General features: G+C 42.6%; 17 protein-coding genes, 1 other RNA gene and 1 pseudogene. 4 read left to right on the top strand and 15 right to left on the bottom strand.

The window, feature by feature from the left end; genetic code table 11:
* Positions 1 to 44 precede the first annotated feature (44 nt).
* Positions 45 to 1,064 (top strand): FUSC family protein, encoded by a 1,020-nt coding sequence (locus JNUCC1_RS13900; RefSeq protein WP_156646028.1) that lies wholly within the window; start codon positions 45 to 47, stop codon positions 1,062 to 1,064.
* Positions 1,065 to 1,107: 43 nt separating this feature from the next.
* On the opposite strand, the gene JNUCC1_RS13895 is transcribed toward JNUCC1_RS13900, so the two are convergent.
* Genes JNUCC1_RS13895 through JNUCC1_RS13885 form a run of 3 tightly spaced genes read right to left on the bottom strand, consistent with a single transcriptional unit; the run spans position 1,108 to position 3,218 of the window.
* Positions 1,108 to 1,605, bottom strand: coding sequence for an RDD family protein (locus JNUCC1_RS13895; RefSeq protein WP_231784226.1), 498 nt, complete (start codon positions 1,603 to 1,605; stop codon positions 1,108 to 1,110).
* Between the two features lie 9 nt (positions 1,606 to 1,614).
* A complete protein-coding gene (sppA, locus tag JNUCC1_RS13890; RefSeq protein ID WP_331713790.1) occupies positions 1,615 to 2,613 on the bottom strand; it encodes a signal peptide peptidase SppA in 999 nt (332 codons plus the stop codon).
* Between the two features lie 17 nt (positions 2,614 to 2,630).
* Positions 2,631 to 3,218 carry a DUF1836 domain-containing protein gene (locus JNUCC1_RS13885; protein WP_156646027.1) on the bottom strand — a complete coding sequence of 196 codons (588 nt, stop codon included), beginning with the start codon at positions 3,216 to 3,218 and terminating at the stop codon, positions 2,631 to 2,633.
* Positions 3,219 to 3,351: 133 nt separating this feature from the next.
* Between JNUCC1_RS13885 and trhA the strand changes: the two genes are divergently transcribed.
* Positions 3,352 to 4,002, top strand: a complete 651-nt coding sequence (gene trhA / locus JNUCC1_RS13880) for a PAQR family membrane homeostasis protein TrhA (RefSeq protein ID WP_156646026.1) — start codon at positions 3,352 to 3,354, stop codon at positions 4,000 to 4,002.
* Positions 4,003 to 4,042: 40 nt separating this feature from the next.
* On the opposite strand, the gene JNUCC1_RS13875 is transcribed toward trhA, so the two are convergent.
* The 7 genes and pseudogenes from JNUCC1_RS13875 to secG form a co-directional block, all read right to left on the bottom strand.
* The gene (locus tag JNUCC1_RS13875; RefSeq protein WP_156646025.1) at positions 4,043 to 5,095 is read right to left on the bottom strand and encodes a M42 family metallopeptidase; all 1,053 of its coding nucleotides are present in this window, start codon (positions 5,093 to 5,095) and stop codon (positions 4,043 to 4,045) included.
* A 408-nt stretch (positions 5,096 to 5,503) separates the two neighbouring features.
* Positions 5,504 to 5,862: a transfer-messenger RNA gene (gene ssrA, locus JNUCC1_RS13870) on the bottom strand.
* 103 nt (positions 5,863 to 5,965) lie between these two features.
* A complete protein-coding gene (locus JNUCC1_RS13865; RefSeq protein WP_156646024.1) occupies positions 5,966 to 7,594 on the bottom strand; it encodes a M20/M25/M40 family metallo-hydrolase in 1,629 nt (542 codons plus the stop codon).
* A 143-nt stretch (positions 7,595 to 7,737) separates the two neighbouring features.
* Entirely contained in the window at positions 7,738 to 8,202 is a 465-nt protein-coding gene (gene smpB / locus JNUCC1_RS13860; protein ID WP_156646023.1) for an SsrA-binding protein SmpB, read from the bottom strand.
* Positions 8,203 to 8,322: 120 nt separating this feature from the next.
* Positions 8,323 to 10,517 (bottom strand): annotated as a pseudogene (gene rnr / locus JNUCC1_RS13855) (ribonuclease R).
* A gap of 39 nt (positions 10,518 to 10,556) precedes the next feature.
* On the bottom strand, positions 10,557 to 11,303 hold the full coding sequence (locus tag JNUCC1_RS13850; RefSeq protein WP_156646022.1) for an alpha/beta hydrolase: 747 nt from the start codon (positions 11,301 to 11,303) through the stop codon (positions 10,557 to 10,559).
* A 120-nt stretch (positions 11,304 to 11,423) separates the two neighbouring features.
* The gene (gene secG / locus JNUCC1_RS13845) at positions 11,424 to 11,657 is read right to left on the bottom strand and encodes a preprotein translocase subunit SecG (protein WP_156646021.1); all 234 of its coding nucleotides are present in this window, start codon (positions 11,655 to 11,657) and stop codon (positions 11,424 to 11,426) included.
* Between the two features lie 165 nt (positions 11,658 to 11,822).
* Between secG and JNUCC1_RS13840 the strand changes: the two genes are divergently transcribed.
* Positions 11,823 to 12,776: an alpha/beta hydrolase gene (locus tag JNUCC1_RS13840; protein ID WP_231784225.1), complete on the top strand. Its 954-nt coding sequence runs from the start codon at positions 11,823 to 11,825 to the stop codon at positions 12,774 to 12,776.
* Positions 12,777 to 12,801: 25 nt separating this feature from the next.
* Positions 12,802 to 14,520: a phosphoenolpyruvate--protein phosphotransferase gene (gene ptsP, locus JNUCC1_RS13835; RefSeq protein WP_156646019.1), complete on the top strand. Its 1,719-nt coding sequence runs from the start codon at positions 12,802 to 12,804 to the stop codon at positions 14,518 to 14,520.
* Between the two features lie 99 nt (positions 14,521 to 14,619).
* Here the strand turns inward: ptsP and JNUCC1_RS13830 are convergent, their stop codons facing one another.
* The 5 genes from JNUCC1_RS13830 to eno form a co-directional block, all read right to left on the bottom strand.
* Positions 14,620 to 15,552, bottom strand: coding sequence for a metal ABC transporter solute-binding protein, Zn/Mn family (locus tag JNUCC1_RS13830; RefSeq protein WP_156646018.1), 933 nt, complete (start codon positions 15,550 to 15,552; stop codon positions 14,620 to 14,622).
* 36 nt (positions 15,553 to 15,588) lie between these two features.
* Positions 15,589 to 16,449, bottom strand: a complete 861-nt coding sequence (locus JNUCC1_RS13825) for a metal ABC transporter permease (protein ID WP_156646017.1) — start codon at positions 16,447 to 16,449, stop codon at positions 15,589 to 15,591.
* Positions 16,450 to 16,451: 2 nt separating this feature from the next.
* Positions 16,452 to 17,195 (bottom strand): metal ABC transporter ATP-binding protein, encoded by a 744-nt coding sequence (locus tag JNUCC1_RS13820; RefSeq protein WP_156646016.1) that lies wholly within the window; start codon positions 17,193 to 17,195, stop codon positions 16,452 to 16,454.
* Positions 17,196 to 17,420: 225 nt separating this feature from the next.
* The gene (locus JNUCC1_RS18790; RefSeq protein WP_231784224.1) at positions 17,421 to 18,335 is read right to left on the bottom strand and encodes a nitroreductase family protein; all 915 of its coding nucleotides are present in this window, start codon (positions 18,333 to 18,335) and stop codon (positions 17,421 to 17,423) included.
* Positions 18,336 to 18,375: 40 nt separating this feature from the next.
* Positions 18,376 to 19,662 (bottom strand): phosphopyruvate hydratase, encoded by a 1,287-nt coding sequence (gene eno, locus JNUCC1_RS13810; protein WP_156646015.1) that lies wholly within the window; start codon positions 19,660 to 19,662, stop codon positions 18,376 to 18,378.
* Positions 19,663 to 19,675: the final 13 nt, after the last annotated feature.

Genomic DNA, 19,675 nt, shown 5'->3' with positions numbered 1-19,675 from the left:
ATGTTTTTTTATGTCAATATTTGTAAGCGAAAGGATACGTCATTATGAAACGAGCTTTGCCATTTGTTGGCAGCCGCGTGGTGAAAACCGGTGTGGCAGTATTTTTAACAGCCTGGATCTGTAATTTATTGAATTGGCCTCCAGTTTTTGCAGTGATCACAGCAATTGTGACACTTGAACCGACTGTCGCGGATTCGATAAAAAAGGGCATTGTCCGCTTCCCAGCTTCAGCCATTGGTTCATTTTATGCGGTACTGTTTATCTCTCTTTTTGGAAATTCACCAATTACATATACGTTTGCTGCCGTTTTTACCATTGCAACCTGTTTCAGACTTAAGCTCCACGCGGGATTGCTTGTTGCCACCTTGACAGCAGTAGCCATGGTGGAAGTCATTCACAGCAATTTCGTCGTTTCTTTCTTCATTCGACTGGGAACGACAACCACAGGTCTAGTGGTGTCCACAATCGTTAACATGTTTGTGTTACCGCCAGATTATACCAAAGAAATTGTTGAAGTTATGAGCAAAGCCCGACGGCAAACAGGCGAAATCATATCAAAAGTATTCAAAGACATTTTAAATAACAAGCATGAAGAGGATGCTGTTGATATTGAAATGATACAAAAGCTGGATAAGAAACTGTTTAACATTGAAACTCTCATCCGTTTTCAACAAGAGGAAAGTAAATTTCATCCGATGGTTGGTAATGAAAAAGAACGGTTTCAAGAAGCACGAAGGCATTTACAGGACCTTAGACTGATTCATTACCATCTGGATAACCTTGTTCATACCCAATTAAAATGTCCAGCGTGGTCTCATAACGAAAATGAAATTATTTTAGAAGCTGTGGCTGCTTTGGAGCAAACGATGAGCAACCAATCCTCTTACAATCGAGGCGACCATATCAGACGGTTTAACAAACTAATGGAGCTGTTTTGGGAGGACAATGAGGAGATTACTAAAAAAAATGACAAACATCCAACTCGGTTTCCACCCGAACTGATTATTTTATATGAATTACTCTCTATTTATAAATTGGTAATCCGTTATTACACGAAAAAATGAGGCCTTCCCCCACCGAGGAAACGCCTCATTTTTATCATTTTTCTCATCGATGCCTTTCATAAATAACATGTGTGTTGGCAACCATATCATGCAAACCATCTTTATTTTTAGTGAAAGCCACAACAATATACAAAACATGCATCACTAAAAACACGCGATAGATAAATCTCCCGATAACTTCCCTAAAAATCAAATCTCCCCATGCAGGCCGCCCACCGTTTGTGCTGATCACGCGTAAGCCGAAGATCATCTTGCCTAATGTCTGCCCGAAATAGCGTGTCATTAGTAAAAAATAGGCGTAAAAAATCACCGACCCGAGCACACCGGCCGTTGTCCAGAACCCTATGGTGATTTCCCTTAAATCAATCAGTAAATTTATTGGGCCAATAAGTAAAGTGCTTAAACCTGCAATAACCAGAAGATCTGCCAGATAAGCCCAAAAACGCATCCAGAATCCAGCATATCGCATCACATCTCTCGTGGCCTGATGTTCTTCCGACATTATAGAAGCATCATAAGTACCATCATGAATACTCATCATAAGACCTCCTTATTCTGCATATAAATACATCGCTCTTGGACCTGAAGAATCTCTGATCAAATCCAGCACGCCTGATATTTCGTCATCTCTGCCAATTAATTTGCTGGTCGTCATGCCGATCAACTGTGAAAAGTTTTGCCCTGTTTTGTACTCCACGATAGTTGCATCATCTAGATTATGGTCGTCTTTCATCATCTCAATCGTATCTTCCAGATTTCCGAGTGAATCGACGAGGCCGTTATTTTTTGCTTGTGTTCCCGTATATACGCGGCCGTCTCCAAGCTCTCTCACTTTTTGTTCATCCATATCTCGTCCTTCAACGATTACATTCACAAATTCCCCATACAGTTCATCCACCATTGTTTGCAAAATTTGACGCTCTTTATCGGTCATTTTCTTAGTCGGAGACATGATATCTTTAAATTCCCCGCTTTTAATCGTATTCACATCAATGCCAAATTCATCCGCAAGCTCAGCGACATTTATACTCTCCATAATCACACCGATCGATCCGGTTAATGTGGCCGGATGGGCTACGATTTTATCAGCTGGAGCCGATATGTAATACCCGCCGGAAGCAGCAGTATTCCCCATCGAAATATAAACAGGCTTGTCATATTTTTTCTTGAGGTCCACAATTTTATCATGAATTTCAGCACTCTCAACGACGCCGCCCCCCGGAGAATTGACTCTGATAATCAACCCGTCTGTTTGACGATCCTCTCCGGCAGCTTCAATCATTTTTAAAAATCGGTCATGCTGATAAGAAGCAGCATTAAGAACAGATCCACCACCTGTATCCTGAATAACGCCGTTTAATTCGAGAACGGCTATTTTATTTCCTGAAGCGCCTGATTCGATCGTTACCTCTTCAAATGGTTTTTTATTCGTATTCAGCAACGCTTCCAAATCTGTGGTAAACACACTTGCCACCATTTGAAATACAACAGACACTACAAGCAAGAATGCAGCAAGGCCTAAAGCGATCCACCTTTTTCCAGTCATCATCTGTATACGTCTCTCCCTTATTTTTGTTTTTCCTGAGGCATATCCATATCATCAACAAGTTTTTCAGCTGCTCTGCGGTATAAATTGCTCATATTGACGAATGAGGCAGCCATAAGCAGACGTTCAAGATACTCAACGTCATCATCTTCTTTTAATGCGTCCAGTTCGTCAACGACATCTTCCGCGCGTGTCATAACATCTTCTTTAAAATGATCAGCGTTTTCTTTCGCTAATTCGAGATACCCTTCATATAAATCCTCCAATTGAAAATCATCATCTGTAATTTTATCATTGAGTTGATACAAAAGCTGCTTAATATCTTTAATCGACAAAGCACCTTTTAATTGATAGATCATGCTAATCAACATGATATGATTTTTGGTATAGCGTTTGTTTTTGATCGGGATAAACAATTGCCCTTTAGCATAGTTATTGATCATCGTTTTCGTCAGTACTTTTTCATCTTCATTACGCTTTGAACTCGCAAATTTTTTCTCAAAAAGCTGAATGACTTGATCCATATATAAATCGACATCGGGAATATCTTCTAAAGCAAGCCTGTTCTCAAGCTGCAACTCATCTATTAATGTTTCCCATTTTCTCATGCTAAGCCCCCATCATATTATTTAGCATATATTATACGTAAAAAAAAGATCTGCGTAAACCTTGACCACGTCATGATATGATAGTATTATAATACATAGTTTCAATAACTACATACAAAAAGGAGTTGATAACTTGGGCATGTACATTCGTGAACCCATTAACGGTTTAACCCATTTACTTGGAGCTGTTTTATCTATTTTTGGCCTGGTGGCCTTGACAATCAAAGCAAGCACAACGACAGATTCTATTCTTGCCTTAACTGCTGTAATTATTTTCGGGGTGAGTATGATCTTGTTATATTCAGCTTCAGCAACGTATCATATGGTTATCGCACGAGATCATGTGATAGCCTTTTTAAGACGGATGGACCACTCTATGATCTTTGTTTTGATCGCAGGGACTTATACACCCTTCTGTCTGATCAGCTTAAACGGCACCACAACCGGTTGGGTATTATTTAGTGTTATCAACGGATTAGCCATTATGGGCGTGATTTTCAAACTTATATGGTTCCATGCACCAAGATGGTTATCAACGGCCTTGTACATCATTATGGGCTGGATCGTTGTATTCTTCAGTCCGTCTCTTGCTCCGGCGATCGGAACAGCGGGAATGGTTTTTCTAGTTTTGGGTGGTGTCTTTTATACCATTGGCGGCATTATTTACTGGCTTAAACCGAAGTTCTTGGAATTCAAGCATATGGGCTTCCATGAAGTTTTTCATATTTTCATCATGTTTGGTACCCTTTTCCACTTTATATGTATATATGGATATGTCCTATAAACGGATAAAAGCGTTTGGCTTGCAGCCAAACGCTTTTTACTTATATGGCCATATCGGACTGGATGTAGTGATAAAGTAAGCTTTCGGTGCATTGCAGCGATGTTTCATGCGTGCGTTCAAATGCATGAGACGAGTCGATACCTGGCCCGATAAGACCGTGAACGATATCGTGACCTGCCTTGATGGCAGCAGAGGCATCTGATCCGTAATATGGATAGATGTCCAACTGATAGCCAATGCCATTTGATTTAGCAAGATTAACAAGATGGTTGCGCAGTCCCAAATGATAAGGGCCGCTCGCATCTTTCACACAAATCGAAACGGTGTATTCATCTGTGGATTGCCCATCACCCATCGCACCCATGTCAACAGCAAGATATTCGACCGTTTCAGGTGTAATATTGGAATTTCCTCCATAGCCGATTTCTTCGTTATTTGAAATGAGGAAATGGGTTGTATATGGCAGGGTTTTATTTTCTGTTTTCAGGTGCTTTGCAAGTTGCATTAGAATCGCAACACTTGCTTTGTCATCAAGGTGACGCGATTTAATAAAGCCATTACCTGTTGTTTCTACCCGTGGATCGAACGACACAAAATCACCTACTTCAACCCCAAGTGCACGCACGTCTTCGGCATTTTCCACTTTTGCATCAATGCGCACTTCCATATTTTCCTGGTTTCGTTCTGCTTTCCCGGCATCTTTATAAACATGAACAGATGTCTGATGCATGAGAATGGTACCTGTCAACGAATTACCGTCAGCCGTATGTATGGTACAGTATTCCCCTTCAATCGAGTTGTACTTAAACCCTCCAATAAGATCGATCTTAAGCCGCCCGCTCGCTTTCACTTCTTTCACCATCGCCCCAAGCGTATCAACATGTGCCGTCAACATCCGATGCTTGCCTGTATCTTGCCCGGGTAAAGTTGCAATAAGCCCGCCTTTACGGTTCCGATACGTCTCAACGTTCAACTCTTTAAAATAATCCTCGACAAAGTCAATAACTCGAGTGGTATAACCAGATGGACTCGGAATCGAAACAAGCTGCTTAATTAAGCCAATGGTTTCTTCTGTGTTTGGATAAGTAGACAAAAAAAGACCTCCTTGTATGTATATGCCTCCAGCATATTGCTCTTATCATTATAACCTTAATGATTAGCCAGAACAAAATACGACGTACTGAAAACTGATCGGGAAGTCAAACTTATATGCGTGCACAGCCCCGGATATCATGCTCGATCCCGGATTTGCACATTCAATCTCAGATATGCACACCCAATCACGGATTTGCACATTCAATCTCGGATTTGCACATTCAATCTCGGATTTGCACACTCAATCTCAGATATGCACACCCAATCACGGATTTGCACATTCAATCTCAGATATGCACACTCGCTCCGTGCTGTTTCCAAGAGAGTTTACCACTTGGCTCCATTGACTGTTCATAGTACCCTAATAGGACGATTTTTGCCCATAAAAAAACCACCAATTATGTATTGGTGGAGACGGCGGGAGTCGAACCCGCGTCCAGAGATATCGGCACTCAGGCTTCTACACGCATAGTCGATATATTATCATTCGCTGTCACTTCAGCCTACCGACAGGCTTCCGTGCAGCTAGTTCGATTGGTTTCAACCATCATCCTCGAACAGCGGATGGTGGTATAGCCCGTTTCATTTGAGACCCTTCAGCTGCTACACGGGCAATAGCAGAAAGGATCCTTTAGCAGTGCTTACGCAGCTGCTAAAGAGTAATCTTCTTGTTTGCCAGTTATTATTGGCGATAACGTTTTACGAGTCGTAACCTCGACGCGCAACCTGAGCTCGACCTATCCCTGTCGAATCCGTAACGTCCCCATAAAATGAGTAACGTCTGAGGATCAAGTCGAACTTCAATATCGATCATCTGACATGATCTATTATAGCATATACAGCGTAAAAATCAACCCTTGGACGGCTGTCATACCTTTCCAAGTACTTTTTGAATCACTTTATTGGTCAAGTTGGGCAGGATTTCAAATGAGTAGGTCATTTCCATGCGTTCCATCTTTTTGTGACCGTCCATACCATACGGACCGATATTGAGAACCGGTATATTCAGCTGCCGTATTTTTTCATAATCAACTTTATGTTTGGTTCCCCAGGCTGGATTATTCGCTGAAACCGCCTTAATCTCATCTTCCGTATCACTTATCGCCAAAAAACTCATATCTGAAATATGCGGGAAAAAATTACGGACTGTAATAGGATGTTCATAGTGCGGCTGTACGGCTTCAACACTCTCATCGAGTGCTTTCAGGAGTCGACGTTCATCCTCACTTTCTCCTTTCAATTCAACTCTAGGTGAATACAAGGTTGAATAAAACAAGAATATAGCGGGGCTTTTGTCCTCCATCCACGTCCAGGCTTCCTCTGCAACTCGGGCAGCAAACATCCTGATGTCGAGTGTATCATCATACATCAGATCTTGTTTAAATGCATTCATGTGATCAATAAAAGCTTGCCCATGTGCTTCAATTAACATATGCTCCATTTCTTCATATAAAAACACCCGCGGCTCCCATGGGATATCTTGGTAAGGTTGACCACTAGCATCGCAATAAGCCCGGTAGCGCTCTTCAAAAGTCTGGAGTGCATTTTGAAAAGCTGTTTCTGCTTCTTTCTTTAAGATTTCAAGCACTTTTTGTGGTGACCACGAATGCGTGAAGAAGTTATAATATACCAATGCTGATAATGCCGTTTGAACAGAATAAGATGGTTTTAGGTCCATTTGTTTCAGTGACACAGGCGGTACCGTCATTTCTCCTTGTGCTCTATCACACAAATTTGGATTATAGCTGATTTGCCGCGTCAATTCAGCTGCTATAAAATTTGGATCAAGCCCTCCGAAACAAGAGCCGACATGTGTTTCCTCACCTGTTATCAAAAAAGAAGGAAGCAATTTGCCAATGGTGCCCTTATAGACATAGCGGTGATCATCGCCATCATATTGCGGGGCTACAAAATCACTGTTTATCGCTGCGGCATAATGGAATCCGTGCTCCTGCTGCCATCTGAGGAGTGTATCTGCTGCAGATAGCACCCCGTGTGAGCTGTCTTCCTCATCACATTCAGACAGCAACACTAAATTGCCTTCAAGTTCTTCAGGGTGCTCAGCATAGTAACTCAATAAATGAAGATTGCTTGCAAGTCCGCTCTTCATATCAAGTACACCCCTGCCAAACAACCAATCACCTGAAGCCAGCTGTTCTTGAACCGAATCGGACAAATAGTCATCTCCCTTCAATGCATTCATCCATGCATCCGGGTCGGTTGCCAATTCCTGCTGTCTGTTAAAATCATCGGTGCCGACAGTATCCATATGCCCCATCAGGACCACCGTCCGATTGGATCGTGTTTTGGTTCCTTTCACAAAAGCAAGCACATTATAGCGTTCATAATCATCATTGGTGGTCTGCTCCAATAGAACGTGGTCGGGATTCTCTTTAAAATAAGGAAGTGAAGAAATGATCGTATGCAACGTATGCGCAATCACCTTTTCACCCTCAGTGTTTACAATGCTTTCAATCGTGACAAGCCGTTTCGTCATTGCAAGCAGATCTTCTCTGCAATCAAATCAAGTTTCTTCAGCCATTCCGCATTCCTCCTTGTTAACGATATGTACCCCGAAAGATTTTAATAAAACCATCAGTCTAAGCTAGGCCTGACTGATGGTTTTATGACGGTCTTTATTTATTTCATGTGTTCTTTTATGGCTCGATCCACATCGCGTTTCATTTGCTTGCGCTTAAGATCTTCGCGTTTGTCATATTTCTTTTTACCTTTACCCAGACCGACCAATACTTTGGCAAATCCATTCTTAATATAAACTTTTAACGGAACAACCGTATATCCTTGTTGTTGAGTCAAGCCCGTCAATTTATCTATTTCTTTTCGGTGTAATAGCAGTTTACGGGTTCTAGTTGGATCATGATTAAAGCGATTGCCTTGATCATAGGGGGCGATGTGCATGTTGATCAGCTTAATTTCACCGCGATCAATGATGGCATGCGAGTCTTTTAGATTAATGCGCCCGGCCCGCACCGATTTAATTTCTGTCCCTTGCAGAACAATACCTGCCTCAAATGTTTCTTCTATAAAATAATCGTGCGACGCTTTTCGATTTTGCGCGAGCGTCTTTCCAAATCCTTTAGACATTTCGGTTCCTCCTACTGTATGTATGAACATTTTAACAAATGGGCTGGTAAATGCCAATGAAAATCTGAAGACCGCAGTCAAAAACCTGCCCGTCGTTTGAGAGGCAGGTTTTTGAATTCATTAAGATTGATTCTTTTTCGGTTTCCGCTTACCTTTTTTCCGGCTTTTCGCTGGTCGCTTTTGTTTTTTGCTATTGGGAGCTTCTACAAGATCAAAATCAACGACATGTTCGTCAATATTCACCCCGATGACCTTAACACTAACTTCTTCACCGATTCTGAGGACATTGCCCGTTGCTTCTCCAATGAGTGCATAACTTCGGTCATCAAAATGGTAGTAATCATCCGTTAAATAGCTGACATGAACAAGGCCTTCTACCGTGTTTTCCAGTTCCACAAATAAACCAAAACTTGTTACTGAACTGATCACACCAGTAAATTCTTCACCAATACGTGATTCCATGTACTCAGCTTTCTTCAAGTCATCTGTCTCACGTTCCGCATCGACTGCAGCTCGCTCTTTTTCAGATGAGTGTCTTGCAATCTCCGGAAGATTGTCCTTCCATTTGCCTATCGTTTTACCCGTTAAGTCCTTGTTAATCAAGTACGTACGAATCAAGCGGTGTACCATCAAATCCGGATAACGGCGAATTGGGGACGTGAAATGTGTGTAAAAGTCTGTTGCCAGACCAAAATGGCCGACACTTTTTGGATCATACTTCGCCTGTTGCATAGATCTGAGCATCAGTTTTGAAATAATCATTTCTTCTGGCTTACCTTCTGCTGCATCTATCACCTTCTGTAATGCCTGCGGATGAATCTCGTTGGCTGTTCCTTTAACGGTATAACCAAGTCCTGCAAGAAATTCAAAGAAATGCTGCAACTTGGACTCATCCGGATCCTCGTGAATTCTATGGATAAATGGGACATCCATCCAGTGAAAATGCTCAGCAATGGTCTCGTTGGCAGCAAGCATAAATTCTTCAATCAGTCGTTCACCTACAAGCCGTTCTCTTAGTACCACATCTTCTGCTTTGCCATTTTCGTTTACAAGAACTTGAGCCTCTTTAAAATCGAAATCGATGGCGCCTCTGCCCATCCGCTTGGACCTCAAAATGGCAGCGAGTTTCTCCATTTGCTCAAACATCGGAACAAGTGGCTTGTACCGATTACGCACTTCCTCGTCCTTGTCCACGAGAATTTTATTCACATCCGTGTATGTCATACGTTCGGTTGTTTTGATCACAGCTGGAAAGATATCATGGTTGATAACTTTTCCTGTAGAATCAATTTCCATTTCGCAACTTAGTGTCAGCCGATCGACTTGTGGGTTCAGTGAGCATATGCCATTTGACAGTCTGTGGGGAATCATTGGAATAACTCTGTCTACTAAATACACACTTGTCCCGCGTTCAAAGGCTTCTTTATCAATTGGAGAGCCTTCAGGAACATAATGGGTCACATCAGCAATATAAACACCGAGCTTATAATTCCCGTTGTCCAACTTTTGAACGGAGACGGCATCATCGAGATCCTTTGCATCGGCCCCATCGATCGTTACAATTGTTTCATTGCGCAGATCTTTACGGCCCTCAAGATCACTTTCTGAAATCTCATCTGGCACTTCTGCGGCCGCTTCCATCACCTCTTCCGGAAAATCAATGGCAATTCCGTGTTTGTGGATAATAGAAATGATGTCGATACCAGGGTCATTTTTATGCCCGAGAATATTAGAAATCTCTCCTTCTGCACTCATACGCCCTTCAGGGTATTTCGTGATTTGAGCAATGACCTTATGACCTGTCACAGCCCCGTGCTTCATATGTTCCGGTATAAAGATATCATTGGGAATTCTTTTGTCATCCGCTATGACAAATCCGAACGAACCAGCATCTTCAAATGTGCCAACTACCTGATGGACGGCGCGTTCAAGCACACGGATGACTGTCCCTCTGGACGTCCTCGTGTATCATCCGTCTTCTCTATCCGAACGAGAACTTTATCTTTATTCATAGCTGAAGCGAGATCTGTATGATGGATATATATGTCAGACCGTCCCTCCTCGTCAGGAATCAGAAAAGCAAATCCCTTGGCATGCATCTGGATATGGCCGCGGATCAGGTTCATTTTTTCCGGCACACCAAAACGGTTCTTACGTGTTCTGACCAGTTCGCCACTTTCTTCAAGTGTATTCAAGGCTTTGACAAGTTCCTTGAAGTCTGCTGCTTCATTTACCTCCAGCTTTTCTTCCAGTTCATGGACAGATAATGGCTTCGTATCTTGTTCATTAAAAAATTGTCTTAAACGTTCAATCATCTTCCGTTCACCTTCTTTCAATTCATTGTTCTTGATGGTTTACAATTCCCAGTCCAGCCCTTCCAGAAACCGGTAAATATCTTCATGGAGCTGCTCTTTTTCTTTATCAAGTGTGATCACATGACCTGATGCCTCATACCACTTGATATCTTTTTGATCTGTCTCCACTTGATCATAGATAAAAGAAGCACTCTCCGTATTAATCATCTCATCCTGGCTGGCCTGAACAACTAAAGTTGGGGTGTAGATCGCATCGACACCTTGTCTGACTTCATCGATCAGATGGCTGAGCTGCTTAAATAAATCATGTGACCCGTCCATTAGTTTATTCACTTCTTCTGTTATGTCAGTCGCAGATTTACCTTCCATTTGTTTGTATTCTGTTGCAAATTTTTTAAAACCGCTCGTCAGCTGTGTCTCGTTGTCAAAAAACATCGGCGTGCACATGGGGATGACGCCTTTAACCTGAGCCGAATAAGCAAGTTTAAGACTCAAAACGCCGCCCAGAGACAAACCCGCCACAGCGATTTCTTTATAACCGAATTCCTTCAAGTGGTCATAGCCTGCCTTAACATCTGCCCACCACTGGTCTGGGCTCGCTTTAAGAAGCTCTTCTGGCGGTTTGCCATGGCCTCGGTAGATTGGAGCATGGCTTGTATAGCCTTTCTTTTCCAAGTAACGGCCAAGCATCCGGACATCGGCCGAATTGCCTGTAAATCCATGAAGCAGCAAGACTGCCCTCGGCCCCGCTTCAAATGTAAATGGTTGTGGTTGTACAACTTTCATGACTATGTATCTCTCCTTCATCTTTTACTATACCCTTTTTATTCATACATACTCATCCCATGAAAAGCATATTGAAAAACCCTTATCATAAAATGATAAGGGTTTAATGCGTCAATCGTTTTACTGTAAAACATACCCACTCAGAAAAGCCAGAACAAAAAACAATGCGCCTGTCACAATAGTTCCACGGTGCAGAAAGAGATCCAGACCTCTTGCTTTTTGCTTTCCGAACAATTGCTCAGCGCCCCCGGAAATAGCTCCGGACAAGCCCGCACTCTTTCCAGTTTGCAATAATACTAAAACAATCATAACAATTGAGTTTATGACCAATAATATATTAACGAAAGTTTCCATGCTTGCTCACTGCCTCCCCATTACACAATACCTAATCTTACTTTAGCATAAAAGGCGTTTTGCTGGCAAGCTAAATTTCAAATCCTGTTCACATTATGACTCAATTTATAACCGGTTTTGACCTTTCTCTTGGACAGTCAGCACTGTTCCTTTTATCATAGAGATATGATCATAAAAGAAAAATTGAGGACTGATGCTATGGAGCAGACGTTTTGGCTTACAATGGAAGATGAGACAGATATCTTTATTAGGAAATGGGCACCGGATCATTCGGAGATACCAAGAGCGATTGTTCAACTGTCACATGGTATGGTAGAACATATCGGTCGTTATGACGCTTTTGCCCGCTTCCTCACTTCTAATGGTTTTATTGTATATGGAAATGACCATCGGGGGCATGGCTTGACTGGTGAAAAGCAAGGCTTACTGGGACATTTTGCCGATGAAGATGGCTTTGTTAAAACGAGTGATGATTTATCTGTCATAACCGAGTATATTCAGGAAGAACACCCTAATGTGCCGATATTTTTATTCGGGCATAGCATGGGGTCTTTTTTAGCAAGACATCTTATTCAGACCAACAGTGATGCATATAAAGGGGTGGTTCTATCCGGGACAGGCTTTCATACGGAAACAGCCGCTCGTTTTGCCAAAAACCTGGCTGAAGTGCTTCCTGCAAAAAACGAATCGAAACTGTTGAACAAGCTTGTATTTGGATCGTACAACCGCAAAATCCCCGGTAATAAAACAACTTTTGATTGGCTTTCCCGGGACAAAACGGCGGTTCAGGCATTCATAGACGATCCGCTCACAGGTGCAATACCAACTGCTAAATTTTTTCACGATTTAATGACAGGGCTTGAGATGATTCATAACAGGTCTCGCAATCAAATGATTAGAAAAGACCTTCCAATGCTCATCGTGAGTGGTGATGCAGACCCTGTTGGTCACTATGAAACAGGCGTCTGGAAAACCGCAGAATTATATACAGAAGCCGGTTTGAATGACGTGATGACAATGCTTTTCGAAGATGCCAGACATGAATTACTGCAGGAAACCAATCATCAGGACGTTTATGAGGCGATGCTGAGATGGTTCAACCTTGTACTTGATTCATAACTATAGAAGAGGAATGGTGATTCAAATGAATACATTAACAGGAATTGCAGCCGCTAACGGTATAGCAATTGCCAAAGCCTATCATTTGGTAATGCCGGATTTATCTTACACAAATAAAACCGCAACAGATACTGACCAAGAAATCAGTCGTCTGGACGCTTCTCTTGAAACGTCCATATCTGAACTTGAAAAAATAAAAGAACATGCAAAAGTCACCATGGGTGAGGCCCAGGCGGAGATTTTTTCTGCACATCTCCTTATTTTACAGGACCCTGAACTGATTGCCCCGATGAAAGAGAAAATCACGAATAATAATATGTCTGCAGAAGCGGCACTTGATGAAGTAGTGACAGAGTTCGTGACCATTTTTGAAAATATGGATAATGCTTATATGCGTGAACGTGCAGCAGACATAAAAGACGTGTCCAGCCGTGTGAAGGCGCATTTGATTGGAGTAGATTTCCCAGATCCTGCTTTAATTGACGAGGAAGTCGTTGTGATTGCTCATGACTTGACCCCATCTGACACAGCTCAATTAGATCGGAAATTTGTTAAAGGCTTTGCTACGGATATCGGAGGGCGTACGTCCCACTCAGCCATTATGGCCAGATCACTTGATATTCCCGCTGTAGTCGGTACACAAAACATCTCTGAAGAAGCGCACCAAAATGATATGGTCATTGTAGATGGGCTTGAAGGAAAAGTGCTCGTTAATCCCGATGACAGCACACTTGAAACATACCGCAATAAACAAACCGAATATGAAGCACAGCGTACCGAATGGGCTAAACTGAAGGACGAGCCTACATTTACAGCAGATGGTGAACAAGTGCTCCTTGGCGCCAACATCGGTAACCCAGGTGATGTTGATTCTGCGCTTGAGAACGGTGCTGAAGCAATAGGTCTTTACCGTACAGAATTCCTTTATATGGGCAGATCAGAAATGCCAACTGAAGAGGAACAGTATGAAGCTTATAAAACTGTATTGGAAAAAATGGAAGGCAAACCTGTCGTTGTACGGACACTCGACATAGGTGGCGACAAAAATCTCGATTATCTTGAACTGCCTGAAGAAATGAATCCATTCTTAGGTTTTCGTGCGATTCGCTTTTGCTTGGAAAACGAAGACATCTTCCGTCCTCAGTTGCGCGCCCTGCTTCGCGCGAGTGCGCATGGCCGTTTGCAAATCATGTTCCCGATGATTGCCACCTTAGATGAACTGAAAAAAGCCAAAGCGTTGCTTGCAGAAGAAAAGAAAAATCTGACTGAAGCAGGCCACAGCGTTTCAGACGATATTGAAGTCGGTATCATGGTTGAAATACCATCAACTGCTGTCATGGCGAAGCAGTTTGCGAAAGAAGTTGATTTCTTTAGTATCGGAACCAACGATCTCATTCAATACACGATGGCTGCAGATCGGATGAACCAACGCGTCTCTTATTTATATCAGCCATACAATCCGGCAATATTGACACTGGTTCACAATGTAATCGAAGCAGCTCACGCAGAAGGCAAATGGGTAGGCATGTGCGGCGAAATGGGCGGTGACCCTCAAGCCATTCCAATGCTCCTTGGCCTGGGACTCGACGAATTCAGCATGAGCGCCACCTCCATTCTCCCAGCGCGCACCCAGCTGCTCGGGCTATCGAAAAAAGAAGTCGCATCTTACACGGACAAAATCCTGGCCATGAGCTCTGCTGAAGAAGTCGTTACTTTCATCAACAGTAAAACTCAAAAATCTTAATTGAAAAACCCCTCGTGGCATTGTAGCCGTGAGGGGGTTTTTTATAACCTTAAAATCCACTCAGAAAAAAGCCCCCACTCTATGTGGAGGCTTTTAATGTTATTGACTTAACCCATCGTGAATAATTTTTATATTATAGTTCAAGTATTTAACATACGTGTCTACCTTTTCTCCTGGCTCGCCAATTTCATCAGAGTAAATCGGTTCTTCGAATATTGGTACGCCTGATTCTTGCGATACTGTTTCCATTGGCCGAGTATCAACGTTTGACTCAACAAATAAAACTGGAACTTCACTGTCTTTGATATAAGAAACGAGGTTTTTAATTTGTTCTGGTGAGCCGTTTTCTTCTGTATCGATTTCCCAGATAAACGCTTCTTCTAATCCATAATGATCAGCCATATACTGGAACGCTCGTTCACTGGTTACTAGAATACGTTTATCTTCGGGGATATCATTAATTCTCTCTTCATATTTCTGATCTATTTCTTTTAACCTGTTAATATATTCCTCACCCTGTTTTTCATAAAAGTCTTTACGGTCAGGGTCCACTTCACCAAGTGCTTGGATCATCGCTTCAGACATTTTAATGCCTACTTCCGGATCAATAAATGCATGCGGGTTAATTTCCTCTTCATGTTCTCCGCCACCAATGTACATTGGATCGACTTCTTCAGTGAGGCTATAAACTTTATCTTCATTCTGACCAATTGAATCAATCATTTTAAAGAACCAGCCGTGTTCCCCACCTTCAAGATTCAAACCGTTGTAAAACAAGACATCTGCATCTGTCGCTTTCTTATTGTCTTCAGGTAATGGCTCGTATTCGTGAGGATCTGTTCCAGTTGGAACCAAGTTATGAATGTCAACATGATCTCCGCCAATCTGTCTGGCCAAGTCCGCAATAATCGTAAATGAGGTAACGACTTTTAATTTATCTTTACCATCGTCCCCAGATGCATCTTTTTCTCCCCCACAGGCAGCGAGTAGAAGCATTACAGCCATCGCTGCCACCAACAACAATTTCTTCATTTCTATTTTTCTCTCCTTTTCTATCTTAAATATAATTTAATTTCCTAAATTGGCTCTGTGACGGTTTACTTTCATTGCCCGCCATACTACCCCTTGTTTAGGCGAAAACAAAAATACAAGTACAAAGATCCCTGTTGTTGCCAAGGCAATAATTGGTCCTGATGGCAAGTTGTTAATGTTGCTGATATACAATCCAATTATAGATGAAAGAGCGCCAAAAAATGCTGCTAGCCCTATCATCGTGGACAGTCTATTAGTCAGTAGATACGCAGTAGATGCAGGAGTGATGAGCATAGAAACCACTAGAATTACACCAACTGTCTGCAATGAAGCCACGGTGACCAACGTCAAGAGCACCATGATGCCATAATGAATCATTCGTGTTTTAAGTCCATAAGCTGCTGCCATTGTCTCGTCGAAACTGGATACAAGGAGTTCTTTGTAAAAAACAAATACAGCAATAAGAACGATTGCCCCTACAATAATCGTCAGCCACATATCGGACGAACGAACTGCAAGTACGTTGCCAAATAATATCTGAGTCAAATCTGCGGCGCTCCTAGCAAGTGTGATTAAGACAATCCCAAGTGCGAATGCTGCTGAAAAAACCAACCCAATTGAAGCATCACTTTTCACGCGGCTGTTCTGACTGATGGCACCAATTCCAAGTGCGGTTAAAATGCCTGTAAGAACCGCACCATAGAAGTAATTAATCCCGAGCATATACGAAATGGCGACGCCAGGCAGAACTGCGTGTGAAATAGCATCCCCCATCAAAGCCATACCTCTTAGCACAATAAAGCTTCCAATCACGCCACATATGATGCCGACAATGACAGATGTCACAAACGCCCGTTGCATAAAGGCGTAATTCATGATGTCGTTAATAAATTCCATTTTTACACACTTCCCCCTAGAGTTCCCGCCATCGCAAACGGCATATTATAGGCCTTTTTCATGATATCCATTTGGAAAACAGATTTTACGGGGCCTGCTCCATATAACTCTTTGTTGATCAAAATGAGTTCATCGAAATAATCTTCAACTTTAGATAAATCATGGTGTACGACAAATATGGTTTTACCTGCTTCCCTCAAATCTCTTAAAATATTGATAATAACCTCTTCACTCGCCACATCAATACCTACAAATGGTTCATCTAGGAAGAAGTAATCTGCGTCCTGTGCCAATGCACGCGCTAGAAATACCCTTTGCTGTTGGCCACCGGAAAGTTCACCAATCTGTGAGTCTGCAAATTGTTCCATGCCAACCTTCGCCAGACACTCCATGGCCTTTTCACGATCTGCTTTTCTAGGTCTTCTGAATAACCCGAGTTTCGGATACGTTCCAAGCAGAACTGTGTCTTTAACGATAATTGGAAAATCCCAGTCAATATTTGACCGCTGAGGAACATAAGCAACTCGCTTTTGGACTTCTTTCAACGGACCGTTATCAATAGTGATTTCGCCCCCGTCATGGGGAATTAATCCGAGAATAGCCTTCATTAGTGTGGATTTTCCCGCACCATTTGGTCCAAGAATACCGATAAGATTGCCGGTTTCAAAAGAGAAACTGACATTCTTAAGGACCTCCTTGCCATAATACGATACATGTAAATCATGAACATCTATTGCTTGTTGCATAACTTTACCCTCCCGAAAACAGTATGCTTACTACACCTTATTTTGCTTGCACATAAAATGTTTACCGTGTGCAACTTTAGTTTAGTATAATACATTAAGTTTGAGTTGTAAACACTTATTTATTATTCTCGATCATTATTTTTTATATGCTGGTAATTCGTTTGTGGTTCCAACTTTTCATAACAAAAACAGCCCGTTTTTGGACTGTTCTGCAATAAGGTGATGCTATTCATTAATGAAAATAAGTTTTTTCTGGATGTCTGTTCGTTCTTTTGAACGGGGAATTTTAGCTGGATAACCTATTTGCATAACCGCAGCAATCTTCATTGAAGAGGAAATTTCCAGGTCCTTTGCAAAATCAGGGTCATGCATGTATGGGGTAATGGTCCAAAGCATGCCGATCCCATAGGCCCACGCAGCAAGCTGAGCGTTTTGAATGAACGCGCTGACAGAGGCATAGTCCTCTTCATAACGCACAGGATCATCCGAAATAGGAAAATAAATAAGAGCGTGATGTGGGATATCCAAGAGAAACTGGGCCATCGAAGCTTTCATTTTCTCAACTTTTTCCCCACCTTTGGGATTGATCATGCCAATGCGCTCATAACTCTTAAGAATGGCATCTACCAGCGATGTCTTTCCCTCATGTTGATACATGTTAATCTGCCACGGTTCTTTCATATAATGGGTCGGCGCCCACGAGCCATACCTGAAAATATCGGTTAGTACATCTTCCGGGACAGGATCTGGTTTGAACGTATGAGTAGACCTGCGACTTTTGAGTGCCTCAAATATATTCATGGTTTCACCTCGTTTAAATACCGCACCACCTTCTCGATCGATCATAACATGTATATGGATGAAAGTCTTTTGCACGAGCGGCGGTTCTTGCGCTTGAGCGGCGGTTCTTGCGCTTGAGCGGCGGTTCTTGCGCTTGAGCGGCGGTTCTTGCGCTTGAGCGGCGGTTCTTGCGCTTGAGCGGCGGTTCTTGCGCTTGAGCGGCGGTTCTTGCGCTTGAGCGGCGGTTCTTGCGCTTGAGCGGCGGTTCTTGCGCTTGAGCGGCGGTTCTTGCGCTTGAGCGGCGGTTCTTGCGCTTGAGCGGCGGTTCTTGCGCTTGAGCGGCGGTTCTTGCGCAAACAAAAAAGGGCTGCCTTACAAGGCAGCCACTTTTTTTTACACATTACTTATTCAAGTTGTAAAAAGCGCTTAATCCGGCATATACGCCAACACCGGCGAGTTCATCTTCAATCCGGAGCAATTGATTATACTTAGCAACACGATCTGTACGAGATGGTGCGCCTGTCTTAATCTGACCAGCGTTGGTCGCAACAGCAATATCCGCAATCGTTGCATCTTCTGTTTCCCCTGAACGGTGAGAGATAACAGCGGTATAGCCTGCACGTTTTGCCATTTCAATTGCTTCAAATGTTTCGGTCAGTGTGCCGATCTGATTGACTTTAACAAGAATGGAGTTGCCAACACCTTGTTCAATGCCCTCAGCAAGTTTTTCTGTATTCGTTACAAACAGGTCATCCCCGACAAGCTGAACGCGATCGCCAAGACGTTCGGTCAACAGCTTGAAGCCTTCCCAGTCGTTTTCATCTAGACCATCTTCAATGGAAATAATGGGATACTTATTAACCATTTCTTCATACCAGTCAACCATTTCAGCGGCTGAACGGACGACGCCTTCACCTTTCAAGTTGTAACCGCCGTCTTCATAGATCTCAGAAGCAGCGACATCCATCGCCAATTTAACTTCCTCTCCAGGCTTGTACCCGGCAGCTTCAATGGCTTCTACAATTGTTTGCAACGCTTCTTCATTTGACTTCAGGTTTGGTGCAAAGCCGCCTTCATCACCAACTCCTGTGTTATAGCCTTTATCTTTAAGAACTTTTTTCAAGGAATGGAAAATTTCAGCACCTGTACGCAGAGCTTCTTTAAAAGTTGGTGCTGCAACAGGCATCACCATGAATTCCTGAATATCGACGTTATTGTCAGCATGCTCCCCGCCATTTAAAATGTTCATCATTGGGGTTGGAAGAGTTTTGGCGTTAAAGCCGCCTAAATAATTATACAACGGTTGTTCGAGATAGCTTGAGGCAGCATGCGCTGCAGCCATTGATACACCAAGAATCGCATTGGCACCAAGTTTGCCTTTGTTATCTGTTCCGTCAAGATCAATCATGACAGCGTCAATGATATTTTGACGGGTAACATCCATACCAATCAATTCAGGGGCAATTACATCATTCACATTGGCGACGGCTTTCTCCACGCCTTTGCCAAGATAGCGGCTTTTGTCACCGTCACGCAGTTCAACAGCTTCATATTCGCCTGTTGAAGCACCACTTGGTACAAGCGCTGTGCCAAATCCCCCTGATTCTGTCGTAACTTCCACTTCTACGGTTGGGTTCCCGCGTGAATCAAGAACTTCACGTGCATAAATATCAGTAATGTATGGCATATAAACCATCTCT

Source organism: Lentibacillus sp. JNUCC-1, from assembly GCF_009741735.1.
Classification (GTDB): Bacteria; Bacillota; Bacilli; order Bacillales; family Amphibacillaceae; genus Lentibacillus_B.
Note: the sequence above shows the minus strand (reverse complement) of the source record. Positions and strands in the feature narration are given on the sequence as shown.

What these genes read in the sequence shown, in the direction of transcription:
- secG (WP_156646021.1), bottom strand. Translation starts at nt 11,657, where the DNA reads ATGGAAACTTTCGTTAATATATTATTGGTCATAAACTCAATTGTTATG.
- JNUCC1_RS13885 (WP_156646027.1), bottom strand. Translation starts at nt 3,218, where the DNA reads ATGAGAAAATGGGAAACATTAATAGATGAGTTGCAGCTTGAGAACAGG.
- JNUCC1_RS13820 (WP_156646016.1), bottom strand. Translation starts at nt 17,195, where the DNA reads ATGCAACAAGCAATAGATGTTCATGATTTACATGTATCGTATTATGGC.
- JNUCC1_RS13900 (WP_156646028.1), top strand. Translation starts at nt 45, where the DNA reads ATGAAACGAGCTTTGCCATTTGTTGGCAGCCGCGTGGTGAAAACCGGT.
- JNUCC1_RS13895 (WP_231784226.1), bottom strand. Translation starts at nt 1,605, where the DNA reads ATGATGAGTATTCATGATGGTACTTATGATGCTTCTATAATGTCGGAA.
- JNUCC1_RS13830 (WP_156646018.1), bottom strand. Translation starts at nt 15,552, where the DNA reads ATGAAGAAATTGTTGTTGGTGGCAGCGATGGCTGTAATGCTTCTACTC.
- JNUCC1_RS13840 (WP_231784225.1), top strand. Translation starts at nt 11,823, where the DNA reads ATGATCATAAAAGAAAAATTGAGGACTGATGCTATGGAGCAGACGTTT.
- eno (WP_156646015.1), bottom strand. Translation starts at nt 19,662, where the DNA reads ATGCCATACATTACTGATATTTATGCACGTGAAGTTCTTGATTCACGC.
- JNUCC1_RS13865 (WP_156646024.1), bottom strand. Translation starts at nt 7,594, where the DNA reads ATGACGAAACGGCTTGTCACGATTGAAAGCATTGTAAACACTGAGGGT.
- JNUCC1_RS13825 (WP_156646017.1), bottom strand. Translation starts at nt 16,449, where the DNA reads ATGGAATTTATTAACGACATCATGAATTACGCCTTTATGCAACGGGCG.
- ptsP (WP_156646019.1), top strand. Translation starts at nt 12,802, where the DNA reads ATGAATACATTAACAGGAATTGCAGCCGCTAACGGTATAGCAATTGCC.
- JNUCC1_RS13850 (WP_156646022.1), bottom strand. Translation starts at nt 11,303, where the DNA reads ATGAAAGTTGTACAACCACAACCATTTACATTTGAAGCGGGGCCGAGG.
- smpB (WP_156646023.1), bottom strand. Translation starts at nt 8,202, where the DNA reads ATGTCTAAAGGATTTGGAAAGACGCTCGCGCAAAATCGAAAAGCGTCG.
- sppA (WP_331713790.1), bottom strand. Translation starts at nt 2,613, where the DNA reads ATGATGACTGGAAAAAGGTGGATCGCTTTAGGCCTTGCTGCATTCTTG.